Below are 19,161 nucleotides of genomic sequence, written 5' to 3' on the forward strand. Positions count from 1 at the left end.
GGATGAAGGACAAAGATTACGACCAGGAGCTTCTGTCAGCCGTATTCGCATCCGCCGTTGACGGGATATTCATAACAGACGCGCAAGGCCGGTACAGGAAGGTCAATACAGCCGCCTGCTCCATGTTCGGATATGCCGAAGAGGAGCTTTTGAGCTCGGATGCAAAGCTGTTGCTCTTCCCTGAGGACGCGCCGTTTGAACGGGTCGAGAAGCCTGATGGCGGGGTTTTCTATCCTAAGCACAGGATGAGGAGGAAGGACGGCTCTGAGGTCTGGGTGGCCATGACGGTCAAGGATATACAGGCCGGCGGGGAAAAGCTCAAGCTGAGCATAAAAAGGGATATAACGGAGCGGGTGAGGGCGGCCACAGAGCTAAAGGCCTCCAGGGACCAGCTCGAGGAGAAGGTCAAGAGGCGGACCGCCGAGCTTAAGTCCGCGAACAGGTCTCTTGAGATACAGATACTCAAGAGGATAAAGACCGAGGAGCTGCTGCACACGATAGTCAAGGCGACGTCTTCAGTTGCCGGGGAAGAGTTCCTCCGGACACTTGTGCGCCAGCTCGCGGTGGCGCTCGGTTTCAAGTACGCCCTCGTCGCGGAACGGGTCGGGACGGGACGGGCGCGGATCCTCGCGATATGGGCAAAGGGGCGTTTCGCCGATAACTTCGAATACGACATGCAGGGCACCCCTTGCGGGGAGGTCGTCATGGGCGAGGTATGCTCTTACCCGCGTTCTGTCCAGGCCTCCTTCCCGGGTGACGAGCACCTCGTCCATATGAAGGCTGAAAGCTTCGTCGGTATACCGCTGCTGGATTCCGGCGGCAAGGTCATGGGACATATCGCCGCTATCGATGACAAGCCGCTTTCAGGCGAGGAGGAGGTCAAGGCGATGATGCGGCTTTTCGCCTTGCGGGCCTCCCTTGAGCTCGAGAGAAAAAGGGCCGAGGACATAAGGAAAAAGAGCGAGGCCAACCTTCAGGCCATAATGGACAACTCCACGGCCGTCATCTACATGAAGGACCCCGAAGGCAGGTTCATCCTCGTAAACAGGTGGTACGAGAAGCAGTTCAGGGTGGAGAGGAAAGAGATTGTCGGCAGGACCGACCACGACCTTTTCCCAAAGGGTATAGCAGATTCGTTCCGCGAAAACGACAGGAAGGCGATAGAGTCGAACCGCCCCGTGGAATTCGAGGAGACCGCGGTCGGGCCTGACGGGCGGCTTCATACGTACCTTTCTATAAAGTTCCCCATCCCTGGCGCGCCCGGCGCGATCTGCGGCATATCCACGGACATAACGGAGCGGAAAAGGACGGAAGAGGCCCTGAGGAGGAGCGAAGAGAGGCTAAGGGAGGCTCAGGCCATAGCCCATATGGGCAGCTGGGACTGGGATATAGCGAAGAACACCCTCCACTGGTCCGATGAGACATACAGGATATTCGGCCTCGCCCCGCAGGAGTTCGGCGCCACTTACGACGCCTTTCTCGCTTGCGTGCACCCGGGAGACAGGGAGGCCGTTCAGCTCGCGGTCCGCGAGGCCTTCAATCACCGGAAGCAGTACGAAATAAGCCACAGGGTCGTGCGCCCTGACGGCACGGAGCGCATCGTAAATGAAAAGGCCGAGGTCACCTGGGGCGCTGATGGGCAGCCCTTGCGCATGGCAGGCACGGTGCAGGACGTGACCGAGCACAAGAGGCTGGAGGCCGAGATACTCAAGGCCCAGAAGCTCGATTCCATCGGCGTGCTGGCGGGAGGCATAGCCCATGACTTCAATAACCTCCTGCTCGGCATCCTGGGAAACGTCTCTGTAGCGAAAAATTACGTCAGGCCAGACGACCAGGTGGCGGCCATCCTCGATTCGATAGAGAAGTCGGCGATGAAGACCAAGAGCCTTACCAAGCAGCTTCTGACCTTCTCAAAGGGCGGAGAGCCGGTGAAGGAACCGGCATCTATAGAGCAGATAGTCAGGGACTCGGCCGAGCTGGTCCTCCGTGGCTCAAACGTCGTCTGCGACTATTCGTTCCCGGAGGGGCTCTGCCCCGTTGAGGCCGATCAGGGGCAGCTTTCCCAGGTCGTCAACAACATAATACTCAACGCCATGCACGCCATGCCCGATGGTGGCAAGATAAAGATAGCCGCCGTAAATACAGAGGTTGACGAGTTTAGCGCCTTGCCCCTCAAGCCCGGCAGATACATAAAGACGGCCTTCAGGGACTTTGGGGTCGGCATACCCGCGAAGCTCCTTTCAAAGATATTCGACCCGTTCTTCACGACCAAAAAGAAGGCGAGCGGCCTTGGGCTTTCTGTTACATACTCCATAATAAAGAAGCACAAGGGGCATATAGAGGTCGATTCCAAGGTGGGGGAGGGGACGATCTTCAGCCTTTACCTGCCGGCTTCGAAGGCAAAGTCTGTCGACAAGGACTACGGGGTAGTGAAGGGCGCGGGGCGCGTTCTTGTGATGGACGACGAGGAGCTCATAAGGGAGGTCTCGGCCGAGATGCTCAAGCTCCTGGGCTATGAGGCCGCCTTCGCGGGGAGCGGCAAGGAGGCCATCGACCTCTTTACGAAGGCGATGAATGGCGGCGTTCCTTTCGACGCAGTGATCCTTGACCTCACGGTCCCTGGCGGCCTTGGCGGCAAAGAGACCATCAGGAAGCTCAAGGAGATAGACCCGCGCGTGAAGGCCATAGTCTCAAGCGGATACTCAAAAGACCCTATTATGGCCGATTACGGCAAGTATGGCTTCTCGGGGGTCATCGCCAAGCCCTACAGGGTCTCCGAGTTCAGCAAGGTGATCCAGGAAGTCATCACCGGTAAGGGCGGGTGACTCGCTTTGAAGCCAACGAAGCAGACGGACTTTTTAAGCCAACCCTGGGGGGAGCCCATGATATACCTTGATAACGCCGCAACGTCCTTCCCCAAGCCGGAAGGCGTATACAGGGTGATAGACGAGGTCCTGAGGAAAAAAGGGGGCAACCCCGGCAGGTCGAGCCACTCCATGGCCATCGAGGCGGGCCGCGTAGTCTTTAGCGCAAGGGAGTCGGTATCAACGCTCATAGGGGCTGCCGATTCATCCAGAATAGTATTCACCAAGAACGCCACCGAGGCCATAAACGCCGCGCTGAAGGGTATCCTTAAGGGCGGCGACCATGTGGTGACCTCCACCTTCGAGCACAATAGCGTGGTCAAGTGCCTGGCCTCTCTTGAAAGAAAAGGGGTAGAGGCGACACGTGTGCCGCCTGACAGGGACGGCTTTCTTTCCCCTGAGGATATCGGGTCGGCCATAAAGAAGAATACGAAGATGGTCTGTATCGCGCACGCCTCAAACGTTTTCGGCGCCATTCAGCCTCTGCAGGATATCGGCAGGGCATGCAGGAAAAAAGGTGTGATCTTCATGACCGACGCGGCGCAGACAGCCGGGGCCGTGCCAATAGACGTCATGGCCATGGGCGTCAACATACTCGCCGCTACCGGCCATAAGGCTCTTTTCGGCCCGCAGGGCACAGGCTTTCTCTATCTTGAGGATGGCATAGAGCCTCTGCCATTGGTAGACGGCGGGACCGGCGAGACGGGCGCAGAATTGGAGCTTCCCGAAAGGCTTGAATCCGGCACGATGAACACACCCGGCATCGGCGGGCTTGGCGCGGGCGTTGAGTTCGTCCTTGCGGAAGGTGTGGCGAGGATACGCGCAAGGGAAGAAGAGCTCGTCGGTATGCTCGTAAGCGGCTTGCTGGCGACCGGCGGCATAAGCATAATAGGCACAAAGGATATATCCAGGAGGGCATCCCTCGTGTCCTTCAACATAAGCGGCAGGGGCCCGGCTGATGTGGGCCTGAGGCTCGACGACGAGTTCGGCATAATGGCAAGGTGCGGCACCCACTGCGCCCCCCATGCCCACAGAGAGGCCGGTACGTGGCCTGAAGGGGCCGCAAGGGTGAGCCCGGGGTACTTTAATGCCAACGAAGAGATAGAAGAGTTCTTAAGGGCGATAAGGTCGATAGCCTCGAAGTGAGTAGGATGCTTGTACTCGGAATAGAATCGTCCTGTGACGACACGGCCGCCGCTTTGGTGGAAGACGGGCGCAAGGTGCTATCCTCTGTAGTATCGTCACAGGAGGCGATACACGCCAGATACGGGGGCGTGGTCCCCGAGCTCGCCTCTCGCGCCCACATAGAGGCGATAGTCCCTGTCGTGGAAGGTGCGCTTTCCTCCGCGGGGGTATCCCTTGACGATATCGATGGGGTGGCGGTAACGCAGGGGCCGGGGCTCGTCGGCTCCATCCTTATAGGCCTTTCCTTCGCCAAGTCGCTCTCATATGTTCGAGGCCTTCCCCTTACCGGTGTAAACCACATCGAGGCGCATGCCCACGCGGCCTTTCTTATGGATAAGGGCGAAGATAAGGAGCCTCCGGCCTTCCCGTTCGTCGCGCTCATAGTCTCGGGCGGGCACACGACCCTTCTTTTATTCGAGGATTTCACAAGATACAGGATACTCGGCCAGACGCTCGACGATTCCGCGGGAGAGGCCCTTGACAAGGTCGCGAAGCTATTGGGGCTCGGCTATCCGGGCGGGGTCGCGATAGATGCCCTCTCAAGGGAGGGTTCAAGGGACGCGATAACGTTTCCCAGGCCGCTCCTCGGTAAAGGTAACCTTGACTTCAGCTTCAGCGGCTTGAAGACCGCGATGCTGACATATGTTAAAGGGCTTAAAGCTCTTCCCGTCGACGGGTTGCTTGCCGACCTCTCGGCGAGCTTCCAGGAGTCTGTCGTCGACGTCCTCGTGACAAAAGCCCTCTGGGCCGTCGAGGCCACCGGCGCGAGGAACCTCGTGGTGGCCGGAGGGGTTGCCTCCAACTCAAGGTTCAGGGAGAGCTTGCAGGCAATCGCCCTGGAAAAAGGCTTGAAGCTCTTTATACCGCCTCCGGGGTTCTGCACCGATAACGCCGCGATGGTCGCTTCCCTCGGGTACCGCCAGCTTGGCGCAGGGAAGCTGGCCGGGCTCGATCTCAACGCCAAGCCCACCTGGGAGGGTTTTTAGTGGGAATGGGGCCCAGGGATGAAAGAGCAGGGGTGCGCCCGAAGAAGCGGTTCGGCCAGCACTTCCTGACAGACAGGAATATAGTCAGGAAGATAGTCGAGGCCGCTGGTGTCGCTCCGGGCGACCATGTCCTCGAGATAGGCCCCGGCACAGGCATGCTCACGGCCGGGCTTATCGAGGCCGGGGCAAAGGTGCTTGCCATAGAGGTCGATCGAGAGCTTGCGGAAGGGCTCAAGGGAAGGTTCCAGCCGGATAGCTTCGAGGTTATGACCGTGGACGCGTTAAAGCTCTCGTACAGAGGGCTTGCCAGTGAGCGCAATGTAAAATACAAGCTGGTCGCGAACCTGCCCTACTACATATCAGGCCCGATACTCTCGAAGCTGCTGGAGGAACGGGAAGCCTTTTCGATAATGGTGCTCATGTTCCAGAAGGAGGTCGCAACACGCCTGGCCTCAGGGCCGGGGAGCCGCGACTACGGCATACTTTCTGTCATCGCCCAGGCCTTCACCGACGTCAAAAAGGAGTTCGACGTCCCAAGCCGCCTCTTCTTTCCCAAGCCAAAGGTTGACTCTTCAGTTTTAAGCTTCCGGGTGCTCGATGGGCCCAGGATAGCTCTTGACGACGAGGCCTTCTTTAAAAAGGTCGTGAGGGGCGCGTTCGGGAGCAGGCGCAAGATGCTCATCAACTCTTTGACTATCCCCGGCCTTGAAAAGAAGGAGATCGGGGAAGCTCTTCTTGAGGCCTCGATAGACCAGTCCAGGCGGGGAGAGACCTTAAACCTCAATGAATTCGGTAGGTTGGCCCATGCACTCTATTTAAGGAAAAAGGCGTAGGCAAAGGTGGGCGAGGCTTTATACATCCTTGACTTTTGGCAATGCCTGAGATAACTTGTTCCTGCTTAATCCTTAAAAAATAATGGAAAAATCAAGATACATAGCTATTGAAGGCCCCATTGGGGTCGGGAAATCAAGCCTTGTTGATCTGCTTGCCAGGGAGCTTGGCGGAAGGACCCTGATGGAGGCGGTCGACGACAACCCGTTCCTTCCAAGGTTCTACGGGGACATAAAGAAGTATGCCTTCCAGACCCAGCTCTTCTTTCTCCTCTCCCGCTACCAGCAGCAAAAGGAGATGTTCCAGCAGGAGCTTTTCAACACCTCTGTCGTCTCCGATTATCTCTTTGCCAAGGACAGGATATTCGCCTACTTGAACCTCGACGAGAACGAGCTATGCCTCTACGAGCAGGTCTACAGGCTCCTTGACACAAGGATACCCAAGCCGGACCTGGTGATATACCTTCAAGCCTCTACGGAGGTGCTCCTTGAAAGGATAGCCGGGAGGAATATCGACTACGAAAAGCATGTCAGGGAGGAGTACCTTGAGAGGCTTGTGGACGCATACAACAGGTACTTCTTCTATTACAGCGACACGCCTCTTCTGGTCGTCAACACGACCGAGATAGACTTCGTCAACAACCCCGACGACCTTTCAAGCCTCGTAAAGGAGATAAGGTCTATGAAGGGCGGCTCCCAGCATTACATACCTATCGCGTCAAGCTGAAAAAGCCCTGAAAACATGGATATTGTGCGGATGCCGGAATTGGTCTATAATAAATCTACCGGGGTCCCATGATTCCCGATGGGGCCATCCGACCTTCCGGTAAACGGAAGGTTTTTTAATTTAACAGGCATGAAATAAGTCCATCCGCGTCGTTGGTTTCAGAAGCTTCTACTACGGCGTACCAAAGAAGTACGCCTCATTCCTCGCTCCCCGATTTAATGGGGGCCTCGCATACGGTTTTTAGAGCAGCCTGAGTATAATTGGAGTGTTTGGCAAGGAATTAAAAAATGAAGAAGATCACAGCCGCGGAAATAGTGAAGATGAAGGAGGAGGGGAGGAAGGTCCCGGTATTGACGGCCTATGACTTCGCTACGGCGAGGGTATTGGACGAGGCCGGGGTCCCGGTCCTTCTCGTCGGCGATTCAGCCGGCATGGTCGAGGCCGGCTACGAGACGACCCTTCCGGTCACGGTAGACGAGATAATCTATCATACCAGGGCCGTGGTCCGTGGCAGGGTGAACGCGCTTGTCGTGAGCGACATGCCCTTTGGCTCGTACCAGACATCTACAGACGACGCCCGGAGGAATGCCGCGAGGATGGTAAAGGAAGGCGGCGCCGAGGCCGTGAAGCTCGAGGGCGGGAGGCGGACCGCCGGGGCGATAAGGGCGATAGTCGATATGGACGTGCCTGTAATGGGGCACGTAGGGCTTACCCCCCAGTCTGTCCACAGGATGGGGGGCTACAGGGTGCAGGGCAGGACAAAGACGGAGGCCGAGCTTATAATCGAGGACGCGCTCGCCATAGAAGAGGCCGGGGCCTTCTCGATAGTATTGGAGGGCATCCCGGCGAGCCTGGCGAAGGAGATAACCGGGAGGCTTTCCATACCGACGATAGGCATAGGGGCCGGGGCGCACTGCGACGGGCAGGTGCTCGTGGTAAACGACATGCTTGGGCTTACATCCGGGCAGAGGGTCCCCAAGTTCGTCAAGAGGTACGCTGACCTCCGAAACCTCATCTTCCTCGCTGCCACCGAATATATAAAGGACGTCGCAGAGGGCACTTTTCCTTCAAAGGAGCATTCGTATTAGGCGTTGATAAGGGTAATAAGTAAAGTAAGGGAGATGCAGGGGGCATCGGTCGCGGCGCGCGCAAGGGGGCAGGAGGTGGTCCTCGTGCCTACCATGGGCTTTCTCCACGACGGGCACAGGGAGCTACTGCGGCGCGGCAGGGCCCTTGGAGACCTCCTTGTCCTGAGTGTATTCGTCAACCCGGCGCAGTTCGGTCCGAAGGAGGACCTTGGGGCATACCCGAGGGACCTTGAAGGGGACCTCAAGATGGCCGCCGAGGAGGGTGTCGACATCGCCTTCGTGCCGACGGCCGGGGAGATGTACCCGGAGGGCTATCAGAGCTATGTGGACGTGGAGGAGCTCTCCCGGCACCTCTGCGGCGCCTCGAGGCCCGGACACTTCAGAGGGGTCGCAACCGTTGTTCTTAAGCTCCTGAATACGGTTCTTCCCCACAAGGCCGTTTTCGGCAGGAAGGACTTCCAGCAGCTTCGGGTCATAGAGCGGATGGTAGAGGACCTCGATATGCCTGTAGAGATAATCGGGGTGGAGACAGTGCGTGAAGGCGACGGGCTGGCGATGAGCTCGAGGAACTCGTACCTGAGCGCGGACGAAAGAAGGGCGGCTTCTGTCATCCCGGCGGCCCTCAAAGAGGCGAGGGAAGCGGCCGCGGGGGGGGAGAGGGACTGTCGCGTAATAGTCGAAAAGGTGAAAAAAATCATAGAGAAAGAGCGCCTGGCCGTGATAGACTATATAAAAGTCTCCAGCGGCGCAACACTTGAGGAGATCGACCGGATAGAAGGGGACGCTCTTCTTTTTCTGGCTGTGAAGATAGGCAGGGCAAGGCTCATAGACAACCTGAGACTTGCCTGAAGTAACCGAGGAGGGTTCTACCGAAATGCAGCGTGTCATGCTAAAAAGCAAGATACACAGGGGCACCGTCACAGACGCAAACCTCGACTATGAAGGTTCTGTGGCGATAGACGAGGCCCTTATGGAGGCCGCCGGCATATACGAGTTCGAGCAGGTCCAGATATACAATATCAAAAACGGCAACCGCCTCACCACCTATGCCATAAAGGGCGAGAGGGGGAGCGGGGTGATATCCATCAACGGCGCGGCCGCGCACCTGGCCGACAGGGGCGACCTGGTCATCATCGCGAGCTACTCGGTCCTCGAAGATGAGGAGGCGAGAAAGCACTCGCCTGTCCTCGTTTACGTGGACGCCGATAACTCGATAAAGAAGGTGGCCGCGGAGCTTTCGGCGCATCGCCTATGACAAAGATATTCAGAGGGTATTTCATAACAGGGCTACTCGTTGTGGTGCCCCTGTACTTCTCCATCTACGTCCTTACGATAATCGTCGGGTTCATGGACAGCATACTGAACCTGCTCCCCAGGATCGCTCACCCCGATACCTATCTTCCCATCCATATACCGGGCCTCGGCATAATCTTTACCGTCTTCTCGATATTTCTGGTAGGCGTTTTTACCACCAACCTCCTTGGGAAAAGGCTCCTTGCCGTCGCTGAAAAGATAATGTCCAAGGTACCGGTGGTCCGGATGGTATATAACGCCACAAAGCAGTTCATGGAGACCTTCTTTACCAAGGGCGCGCAGGGCTTCAGGAAGGTCGTGCTGATAGAGTTTCCCAGAAAAGGCATCTACTCCATGGGCTTCATGACGAGCAGGATAAGCGGGGGCGAGCTGAGGGAGAAGACCAGCGTGCCTTCCGTCTGCGTCTTTGTCCCGACTACGCCAAACCCTACGTCCGGATACTTCGCCGTGGTGCCTGAAACCGATATAATAGCGCTCGATATGAAGGTTGAGGACGCCTTCAAGGTCATAATGACGGGCGGGATGGTCATACCAAACAACGACGACTTCAAGCTCTACGTCAAGAACCCTGCCCACGGCGATCTGGTCGGCAAGTAGCAAGGCTGTATACTTAAAAATACCTGATCTCCAGAGATTCCCCTGTCCCCCCTCAACCGCCGGTTTTCTGCTTAAAAACGCGCAACTTTTCCTGTTGTTTTTCCCTCAGATTTGTTAAGATTCAATCTCTTCAGAATGCCCTTGTAGAGGCCTTGATGGAAAAGAAAGCACGTTCATACAAGTTTGAATCCCTCGATGAAATGTCCATAAATACCATAAGGTTTCTCGCGGTCGACGCCGTTGAGGCGGCCAACTCGGGGCACCCTGGAATGCCGATGGGAGACGCACCGATGGCCTACGTCCTCTGGAAGCATTTCTTGAGGCACAATCCCTCAAACCCGCAGTGGGCGGGCAGGGACAGGTTCATCCTCTCGGCAGGGCACGGCTCGATGCTCCTTTACGCCCTGCTGCACCTTGCCGGTTACCCGCTCCCAATCGAAGAGCTCAAAGGCTTCAGGCAGTGGGGGAGCCATACGCCGGGCCACCCTGAGCACGACCCAAAGATAGGGATAGAGACGACCACCGGGCCGCTCGGACAGGGCTTTGCCAACGGGGTCGGGATGGCGATGGCCCAGAGGTATCTCGGAGAGAGGTTCGGGAAACCGGGGTATCCGCTCTTCGATTACAATATCTACGCTGTCTGCAGTGACGGGGACCTCATGGAGGGCGTAAGTAACGAGGCCGCCTCAATCGCCGGGCACCTCAAGCTCGGCAATATCATATACCTTTACTCGGACAACAGGATAACGATAGAGGGCTCGACCGACATCTCTTTTTCGGAGGACGTCGGCAAGAGGTTCGAGGCATTGGGCTGGCACGTCCAGCACGTGGGCGGCAATGACCTCGACTCTATCGCCAGGGCGATAGAGTCCGCGAAGGAAGAGGCCGGAAGGCCGTCGATCATCATCGCGAGGACGATAATCGGCTTCGGAAGCCCCGGCAAGCAGGACACCGCGGAGGTCCACGGCGCGCCTCTCGGCACAGACGAGGTGAAGGCCACGAAGGAGAAGCTCGGCTGGCCGCTTGAGCCGACGTTCTTTGTCCCGGATGAGGTGCGGGAAGGATTTAAAAACGCGCTCTCCAGAGGAGAGGCGCTTGAGAAGGATTGGCTCTCCACGCTCGCCAGATACGAGCGGGAGTATCCTGAGGAGGGCCGCCAGGTACGGGCGATAATAGAGGGCAAGGCAGATAGGGGTTGGCTTAAGGAGCTTCCGGCCTTTACTGAAAAAGACGGGGCGATGGCCACGAGGAGCGCCTCCGGGAAGGTCCTTAACGCGATCGCGAAGAGCGCCCCGTTCCTTATAGGCGGCTCTGCCGACCTCGCGCCATCTACCAACACCATAATGAAGGGCATGGGAGATTTTCTGCCAACGGGGGCAGGCCGGAACCTCCACTTCGGTGTGCGTGAGCACGCCATGGGCTCCATCATGAACGGCATGGCCCTTACAAAGGGGGTGGTCCCTTATGGCGCTACCTTCCTTATATTCTCGGATTATATGAGGCCGCCTGTGAGGCTCGCCGCCCTCATGGGCCTTCAGGCGATATATGTCTTCACCCACGATTCCATCGGCCTTGGCGAGGACGGCCCGACGCACCAGCCCATAGAGCAGCTCGCGGCTTTAAGGTCTATCCACAACCTCACGGTCATAAGGCCGGCTGACGCGAACGAGGTCGCAGAGGCCTGGAAGGCGGCCCTTTTGAACGAAAGCGGCCCGACAGCGCTTATATTCACACGGCAGAACGTGCCGACGATCGACAGGACGAAGTACGCTTCAGCCGAAGGGCTTTTGAGGGGCGGCTATGTTCTCGCAGACCCGGCGGAGGGCAAGCCAGAGGTCATAATCATCGCCACCGGCTCTGAGGTGCAGCTCGCCCTTGGCGCCTTCGATGACCTCGCGGCCAGGGGCGTTAAGGCGCGGGTAGTGAACATGCCGAGCTGGGAGATATTCGATGCCCAAGAGGACTCTTACAGGCGGCAGGTGCTCCCGCCGGACATCGACGTAAGGGTCGCAGTAGAGGCCGCTTCCCCGATGGGGTGGCACAAGTACGTAGGCATGGACGGGGCAGTGATAGGCATAGAGCGTTTCGGCGCCTCGGCCCCGTACAAGGTCATCTTCGAGCAGTTCGGCCTTACGGTCGAGAACGTATCGGCAAAGGCGAGCGCCCTGCTCAACAGGAAAAAGGGCCTCTTCCTTGATAGGATCTGACATCCCTGCTATACTTAACGGCAGGCCGCTCCCCACGGCCTGCCTTGTATTTTGAAGCCAGCCGCGTGCGGCTGATTTTCCCAAGAGCCCATCTTAAATAGAGAGACCGTTCTTTTTCCGCCGGAAATCCCATCCGGCGTCCAGGAGTCCTTATGAACCCCTTGCTTGAACTTAAGAGGCTGGGCCAGAGCATATGGTATGACAACCTTAGGAAGACGCTTGTCACCTCCGGGGAACTCAAGCGCATGTCGGAGGAATATGCCGTAACGGGCGTGTCTTACAACCCGGGCGCCTTCGAGAAGGCCATCATCGGCACGACCGAGTACGACGAGGAGATCTTGAGGCTTATGGCTGTGGGTCTTCCTGACGAGGGCATACTGAAGAGGCTTGTTACAAAGGTGGCGAGGCTCGCCGCCGACGTGATGGCCGCTATATACAAAGATACCAGGGGGCTTGACGGCTTTGTATCCGTTGAGGCAGACCCAGGGCTTTCGACGGACGCTGCCTCGATGATACAGGAAGCCAGGCGCCTTTTTGATGCCGTGGAAAGGCATAACGTAATGGTCAAGGTGCCTGCCACAAGGGAGGGCCTGAAGGCGCTTGAGGCCCTGACCTTTGAGGGGCTCTGCGTCAATGTGACCCTCCTTTTCTCGGTCGAACGCTATGAAGAGGCGGCCTGGGCGTATATAAGAGGGCTTGAGAAGAGGCTCGCCGAAGGCATGCCGATCGACAACATATCGAGTGTGGCGAGCATGTTCGTGAGCAGGGTCGATTCGCTATTCGACAGGATCCTGGAGGAGAGGATATCGCGTTCCAGGTCAAATGACGAAAAGGCGAGGCTTAAGGGGCTGCTGGGCAGGGTTGCGGCAGCTAACGCGAAGGGCGCGTACATGAAGTTCCAGGAGGTATACTCCTCCGAGAGGTTCAGGAGATTGAAAGACGCCGGGGCCAGGCCGCAAAGGCTCCTTTGGGCGAGCATCGGCACGAAAAACCCGCGCTATCCTGATACCAAATATATAGAGGAGCTGGTGCAGGGGGGGACCGTCTCCGCCATGCCTATTCATACCCTTCTCGCTTTCTACGACCACGGGAAGGCCAGGCCCACGCTTACCGAAGACCTTGACGGAGCGCTCAAGGTCTTCTCTGAACTTGAGGCCCTTGGGATAGACTATCAGGCCGCCACCTTGAGGCTTGAAAAGGAAGGGGTGGCGGCGTATTCCGATTCGTATATGGCGATCCTCCGTGCGATAGCCGAGAAGAGGGAGGCCATTGGGATGAAGAAGGCCGCTCCGGTGAGATATTCCCTTAACGGGTTCGAGTCGGCTGTGGGAGAGGCGCTCGACGAGGTAGCCAATGAGAACTTTCTACCGCGCCTCTGGGCCAAGGACCCTACCCTGTGGAAGAGCGCCCCTGACGAGAAGAAGCTCATAAAAGACGCGCTCGGCTGGGTGGCCCTGACCCAGGTGATGGACGACCATGTGGGGGAGATAGAGGAGTTTGCCAGCGAGGTCAAGGAGGCTGGCTTCACTGACGTGGTACTGCTCGGCATGGGCGGCAGCAGCCTCGCCCCGCTTGTCTTCGCCGAGAGCTTTGGGCCCACACCCGGGTACCCGAAGCTCACGGTACTGGACTCTACCGACCCCGAGGCCCTGGGCGCTGTCGACAGGGCCATAGACCTGGCAAAGACCTTATTTATAGTGTCGAGCAAGTCCGGCTCTACCATAGAGCCGTTGAGCCTTTTCGAATTCTTCCACGCGAAGCTCTTGGCCATAAAGGGAGAGGCCGCCGGGAGGAACTTCATAGCGATAACAGACCCGGGGACAGCTCTCGAGGGCTTCTCAAGGAAGTTCAGGTTCAGGAAGCTTTTCACCAACCCCAGGGACATAGGCGGCAGGTTCTCCGCCCTTTCATACTTCGGGCTCGTGCCAGCGGCCTTGATGGGCGTTCAGGTCTCAAGGCTCCTCGATTATGCCTCACGCGTGCAGATGTCCCTGGACCCATGTGCCGCCGGTGATGAAAACCCTGTCCTCATGCTCGGGGCCGCCCTCGGCACCCTCGGCAGGCTCGGCAGGGACAAGCTGACCTTCTTCATCTCAAGCGGGATATCGAGCTTCGGCATGTGGATAGAGCAGCTGATAGCCGAGAGCACCGGCAAGGAGGGCAAAGGGCTCGTTCCGGTAGTGGGCGAGCCCCTGGGCGCGCCGGCTGACTATGGCCATGACAGGGTCTTCATATCTATCACGCTCGGGGATGAGGATGAAAAGCTCGCCAAGGCGATGAAGTCCTTTGCAGGGGCAGGCCACCCTGTCATAGACTTGAGGCTCGCGGACGCCTACGAGCTCGGTGGCGAGTTCTTGAGGTGGGAGGCCGCAACCGCCGTAGCTGGACAGATACTCGGGATAAACCCGTTCGACCAGCCTGACGTGGAGCTTGCGAAAAAGCTGACTATTGCAAGGCTCAGCGGCATCGGAAAGCCTGGCGCGCTCAAGCCCCCCGGTGTCGGGGCCGAGTCAAACGGCTTCGGGGTCTACTTCGGAAGGCAGACCTTCGAGATGCTGCATCCCGCCGACAACGACGTGAAAAAGATGCTCAGGGACTTCCTGGGCCTCGTAAGGGAAGGCGACTATATCGGCCTGCTGGCCTATTACAACCCCGTTGACAGGGGGTTCGAAGCCGAGTTCACCGAGCTTAGGAAGGCGCTGAGGGATTCTACCGGCGCCGCAACACAGTTCGGGTTCGGCCCCAGGTACCTCCATTCAACGGGGCAGCTCCACAAGGGCGGGCCGAAGAACGGCTTATTTATCATACTCTGCCATGCGCCAAGGGAGGACTTCAAGGTGCCGGGAAGCCCCTTCAGCTTCTCCGACCTCGAGCTTTCACAGGCATACGGGGACATGGAGGCGCTCGACTCAAAGGGCTTGAGGGTCGTGCTCGTAGGCTTGAAGGACCCCTCTATCGATTCTCTGAAGGATTTTGAGCGCCTCATTAAATCCGAAATCTCGTAACGGCCGGAGGGAAGATGGATATAGGGATAATAGGCCTGGGGCGCATGGGCCTCAACATGGCCAGGCGGCTTGTTCGCGGCGGGCACAGGGTGGCTGGATACAACAGGACCGCCCAGGCCACCAAAGACGCTGAGGCCGAAGGCATAGAGGGGGCGTATTCGCTTGCCGGGCTTGTTGAAAAACTTGAGGCCCCGCGAGTCATCTGGCTCATGCTGCCAGCCGGGAGCGCGGTAGACCTGACGATAGAAGCCTTAAAGCCCCTTCTCTCAAAGGACGATATACTGGTGGACGGGGGCAACAGCTACTATAAAGACGATTTGAGGCGTTTTGACGACCTTAAGAAGCTCGGCATAAGCTATGTCGACGCGGGGGTAAGCGGCGGCATCTGGGGGCTTGAGAACGGCTATTGCACGATGGTCGGGGGCGAAAGGGGCTCGTTTGAACGGATCGAGCCGCTCATCAAAACACTCGCGCCGCCCGAAGGCTATCTCTACTGCGGCCCCGCCGGAGCTGGGCATTTCACCAAGATGGTCCATAACGGGATAGAGTACGGGATGATGGAGGCGTATGCCGAGGGCTTCGAGCTCATAAAAGCCTCCCCGTACGGGGAAGGGATAAAAAATTCCGAGCTTGCCCGCCTCTGGAACCGGGGGAGCGTCATAAGGTCATGGCTCCTTGAGCTCCTTGAGGGGCCGTTCAGCAGGGATGAGGGGCTTTCCTCGGTCATAGGCTACGTTGAGGACTCAGGAGAAGGCAGGTGGATGGTCAGGGAAGCGGTAGATATGGGGGTAGCGATGCCGGTCATAACCGAGGCGCTCATGAGGAGGTTCCGTTCACGGCAGGAGGAGCCTTTCGCCGAAAAGGTGCTCGCGGCCTTGAGGCAGGAGTTCGGGGGGCACAGCGTCCGGCGCTCAGGCGTAAAGAGTTGACGCGTTTCGTTATTAAGATATGTCGCAGCACGATTTTTTTAAAGCAAAGCCCCTCCATTGAGGGGCTTTGCTTTACGTCCAGCGACAATATCATTCCGAAGGGATACGCAAGATGCGGGAGAATACGGACCATACGATACGCATAGGCAAGGTCGCAGAGACCGGCCAGCCATGCGAAGAGATCTCGCCTGACCCATGCGCCCTGGTCATATTCGGGGCCTCCGGCGACCTCACAAGGAAGAAGCTCATGCCGGCCCTCTTCTTCCTCTTCAAGAACAAGCTGCTTTCGAAGAACTTCTTCATCCTGGGGCTGGCACGGACCGTGATGGACGATCTCTCATTCAGGGCCGATATGGAGAAGGCGGTAAAGAAGGCCGGCAACTACGACCCCGCGGTCTGGTCCGAGTTCGCTGAAAGGCTCTTTTACATCACGACCGGGTATGAGAAAGAAGGCTTCGCTGCCGCGAAAAAGCTGGTCGAGGAGAAGGGGAAAGAGTACGCCACCCGCGGCAACAGGATATTCTATCTCGCGACACCCCCTTCGGCCTATGAAGATATCCTGGAGGCCGCGGCCTCTTCCGGCCTTGCCTCGGATAGCGAAGGCTGGACCAGGGTCGTCATAGAGAAGCCCTACGGCAGGGACCTTGAGAGCGCGCGCAAGCTCGAAGCGGCGGTGAGCCGCCGTTTCAGGGAGGAGCAGGTCTTCAGGATAGACCATTACCTCGGCAAGGACACGGTGCAGAACATAATGATGTTCAGGTTCGCCAACTCCATATTCGAGCCGATATGGAGCAGGCACTTCATCGACCACGTCCAGATAACCGTCTCTGAGACTATCGGCATAGAGAAGAGGGCGGCCTTCTACGAGGAGGCAGGGGTGCTCCGCGACATCTTCCAGAACCACATGCTGCAGGTGCTCTCTTTCATAGCCATGGAGCCGCCTTCTGTATACGAATCCGAACTTGTGAGGAACGAGAGGGTAAAGGTCTTGAGGGCGCTCAGGCCGCTTGAAGACTTGAAGGAGGACCTTGTCCTGGGCCAGTATGTCGAAGGCGAGTTTGACGGCAGGCACGCCAGGGGCTATACAGAAGAGGAAGGGGTGGCAAGGGATTCCGCGGTGCCGACATTCGCCGCCATGAGGGCATATATCGACAACTGGAGGTGGCAGGGCGTGCCATTCTACCTCCGGTCCGGGAAAAGGCTCAAGAGCCGCTTTACCCAGATAACCATACAGTTCAAGAAGGTGCCGCACCTCATGTTCGGGAACGTCCTCTCCGAGGAGATCGGCCCTAACGCCCTCATAATGAGGATTCAGCCAGACGAGAGGATACAGCTCAGCTTCAACGCCAAGAACCCCGGCTCAAGGGTCTGCCTCCGTGACGTCGTCATGGACTTCCCGTACCTGGCGGGCTACGAGGGGCTTGTGCTCGACGCCTATGAAAGGGTGCTGATGGACTGTATGACGGGGGACAAGATGCTCTTCGTGCGTAGCGACGGCATGGAACTGAGCTGGAAATGGCTCGCCCCGGCGCTTGAGTACTCCGAGCGCGCCGACCCCGGCAGGCCAGACCTTTATCTCTACAGGGCGGGCAGCCACGGCCCCATAGAGGCCGAGAGGTTCATGGCTCAAGACGGCAGGTCATGGGTCAACTATGACAAATGAGAAGTTGATACTGGCCGGGGATATCGGCGGCACAAAGACCTATCTGGCCCTCTTTACCATCAGGGAACATGTGCTCGAGCTTGCGCGCGAAGCCTCCTTCTCGAATGCGCGCTACAACGGGCCGGAGGCTATCTTCCGGGAATTCTTCTCCGGCAATGGGGTTTGTATGGTCGAGGCGGCGGCCCTGGGTGTAGCGTGCCCTGTCGTCGGGAACCGCTGCGCCCTTACCAACCTCGACTGGGTGGTTGACGGCGAGGGGCTTAAAAAGGCCTTTGGGATCAAAAGGCTCGTCCTTGTAAACGACCTGGCCGCTATCGGCTGGGGCGTTGGCCTCCTTGGAGATAGTGATATCCATATCCTTCAGGAAGGGAGCCCGCTGCCTGGGAACGCCGCGCTCTTAGCCGCGGGCACCGGCCTTGGCGAGGCCATGCTATTCTGGGACGGGGGCGCGCATACGCCTTCGGCCTCTGAGGGCGGGCATACGGACTTCGCCCCGAGGAACGCCGCCGAAGTAGAGCTTCTGAATTTTCTTATCGCGAAGTACGGCCACGTGAGCTATGAGAGGATAGTCTCAGGCCCGGGGCTTGAAAACATCTACGAGTTCGTTAAGGCAAGCGGCGGAAGGCCTGAGCCCGAGTACCTTGGAAAGAGGTTTGCCTCCGAAGGTGTTGCCCCGGCGGTATCTGACGAGGCGATAAACGGAACGGATGAGAACTGCAGGACGGCCATCGATATATTCGTTACAATATACGGCGCCGAGGCCGGGAACCTCGCGTTAAAGACGCTTTCGACCGCAGGGGTATATGTCGGGGGCGGGATAGCGCCCAAGATACTGAAGGCGATGGAGGCGGGGGAATTCCTCTTCGCCTTCAGGGACAAGGGCAGGTACAGGGAGCTTATGTCAAAGATCCCTGTCAAGGTCATCCTGAACGACAGGGCCGGGCTCATTGGCGCGGCCAACCTTGCCGCTACCCTTGTCGACGGCCAAAGGGCAAGGAGAATAATAATGACCGGCGGCCTGGGATAAAGCGGATTATGAGACGGGGCCTTCTGATATATGATGGCAGAGATGAGCTTGCCATGGGCGCGGCAGCTTTTTTTATCGACTCCTGCCGGAACGCGATAAGTGAAAAAGGTCTTTTTACCGTCGTCCTTTCAGGCGGAAATACGCCGATAGGGCTCTACAAGCTCCTTGCTTCCGGGGATTTCGGTGGCACAGTCGATTGGAGGGCGGTGCACCTTTTCTGGGGTGATGAAAGGTCTGTCCCCCCTGAAAGCGCGGAGAGTAACTTCAATACCGTCCGTCGGAGCCTCATCTCCAAAATAGATATCCCGCCCGGCAATATCCATCGCATAAAAGGCGAGCTTCCCCCGGAAGAGGCGGCCTCTGCCTATGAAAAGAGCATACGGGACTTCTTCGGCCTCTCGTCAGGCGAACTGCCCAGGTTTGATCTGGTGCTCCTCGGCATGGGCGCCGATGGGCATACCCTTTCGATATTCCCGGGGACAGAGGCCGCCTGTAATCAGGAAAAGCTCGCGGCGGCGAATTATGTCGACAAGCTCAAGGCCTGGAGGATAACCCTCACGCTAAGGGCCATAACAGACGCGGTGATGACCCTTTTCCTGGTCTCTGGAAGGGAGAAGGCAGAGGCCCTTAAAGAGGTCCTTGTTGACGGGGAAGGGAAGTATCCGGCATCCGCCGTAACGGGGCGAAAGCTCCTGTGGCTTGTCGATAAAGAGGCGGCCTTGTTGATGGGGGAGTGAAG

General features: G+C 57.9%; 15 protein-coding genes. All 15 read left to right on the top strand.

The features are described 5' to 3' along the window. Positions 1–2 precede the first annotated feature (2 nt). Positions 3–2,825, top strand: coding sequence for a hypothetical protein (locus A2V21_309195; GenBank protein ID OIJ74418.1), 2,823 nt, complete (start codon positions 3–5; stop codon positions 2,823–2,825). A gap of 57 nt (positions 2,826–2,882) precedes the next feature. Continuing rightward, the gene (locus tag A2V21_309200; protein ID OIJ74419.1) at positions 2,883–4,010 is read left to right on the top strand and encodes a cysteine desulfurase; all 1,128 of its coding nucleotides are present in this window, start codon (positions 2,883–2,885) and stop codon (positions 4,008–4,010) included. 5 nt (positions 4,011–4,015) lie between these two features. Next, positions 4,016–5,035, top strand: coding sequence for a tRNA (adenosine(37)-N6)-threonylcarbamoyltransferase complex transferase subunit TsaD (locus A2V21_309205; protein OIJ74420.1), 1,020 nt, complete (start codon positions 4,016–4,018; stop codon positions 5,033–5,035). 5 nt (positions 5,036–5,040) lie between these two features. Further along, positions 5,041–5,868 (top strand): ribosomal RNA small subunit methyltransferase A, encoded by an 828-nt coding sequence (locus A2V21_309210; protein ID OIJ74421.1) that lies wholly within the window; start codon positions 5,041–5,043, stop codon positions 5,866–5,868. A gap of 82 nt (positions 5,869–5,950) precedes the next feature. Then, positions 5,951–6,592, top strand: coding sequence for a deoxyadenosine kinase (locus A2V21_309215; GenBank protein OIJ74422.1), 642 nt, complete (start codon positions 5,951–5,953; stop codon positions 6,590–6,592). Positions 6,593–6,879: 287 nt separating this feature from the next. Next, the gene (locus A2V21_309220; protein OIJ74423.1) at positions 6,880–7,680 is read left to right on the top strand and encodes a 3-methyl-2-oxobutanoate hydroxymethyltransferase; all 801 of its coding nucleotides are present in this window, start codon (positions 6,880–6,882) and stop codon (positions 7,678–7,680) included. Between the two features lie 6 nt (positions 7,681–7,686). Beyond that, positions 7,687–8,529: a pantoate--beta-alanine ligase gene (locus A2V21_309225; GenBank protein OIJ75136.1), complete on the top strand. Its 843-nt coding sequence runs from the start codon at positions 7,687–7,689 to the stop codon at positions 8,527–8,529. A 25-nt stretch (positions 8,530–8,554) separates the two neighbouring features. Then, a complete protein-coding gene (locus A2V21_309230) occupies positions 8,555–8,935 on the top strand; it encodes an aspartate 1-decarboxylase (protein ID OIJ74424.1) in 381 nt (126 codons plus the stop codon). Continuing rightward, positions 8,932–9,591, top strand: coding sequence for a hypothetical protein (locus tag A2V21_309235; GenBank protein ID OIJ74425.1), 660 nt, complete (start codon positions 8,932–8,934; stop codon positions 9,589–9,591). The genes A2V21_309230 and A2V21_309235 overlap by 4 nt, the downstream gene beginning before the upstream one ends. A 155-nt stretch (positions 9,592–9,746) precedes the next feature. After that, the gene (locus A2V21_309240) at positions 9,747–11,798 is read left to right on the top strand and encodes a transketolase (protein ID OIJ74426.1); all 2,052 of its coding nucleotides are present in this window, start codon (positions 9,747–9,749) and stop codon (positions 11,796–11,798) included. A gap of 152 nt (positions 11,799–11,950) precedes the next feature. Continuing rightward, the gene (locus A2V21_309245; GenBank protein ID OIJ74427.1) at positions 11,951–14,803 is read left to right on the top strand and encodes a transaldolase; all 2,853 of its coding nucleotides are present in this window, start codon (positions 11,951–11,953) and stop codon (positions 14,801–14,803) included. Between the two features lie 14 nt (positions 14,804–14,817). Continuing rightward, on the top strand, positions 14,818–15,732 hold the full coding sequence (locus A2V21_309250; GenBank protein OIJ74428.1) for a 6-phosphogluconate dehydrogenase (decarboxylating): 915 nt from the start codon (positions 14,818–14,820) through the stop codon (positions 15,730–15,732). 112 nt (positions 15,733–15,844) lie between these two features. Next, positions 15,845–17,395, top strand: coding sequence for a glucose-6-phosphate dehydrogenase (locus A2V21_309255; GenBank protein ID OIJ74429.1), 1,551 nt, complete (start codon positions 15,845–15,847; stop codon positions 17,393–17,395). Beyond that, the gene (locus A2V21_309260; GenBank protein ID OIJ74430.1) at positions 17,385–18,422 is read left to right on the top strand and encodes a glucokinase; all 1,038 of its coding nucleotides are present in this window, start codon (positions 17,385–17,387) and stop codon (positions 18,420–18,422) included. Before A2V21_309255 ends, A2V21_309260 begins: the two co-directional genes overlap by 11 nt. An 8-nt stretch (positions 18,423–18,430) precedes the next feature. Then, complete coding sequence (locus tag A2V21_309265; GenBank protein OIJ74431.1) at positions 18,431–19,159, top strand: 6-phosphogluconolactonase; 729 nt, start codon at positions 18,431–18,433, stop codon at positions 19,157–19,159. Positions 19,160–19,161: the final 2 nt, after the last annotated feature.

The sequence above is a fragment of the Deltaproteobacteria bacterium GWC2_55_46 genome (genome assembly GCA_001595385.3).
Lineage (GTDB): Bacteria > Desulfobacterota > GWC2-55-46 > GWC2-55-46 > GWC2-55-46 > UBA5799.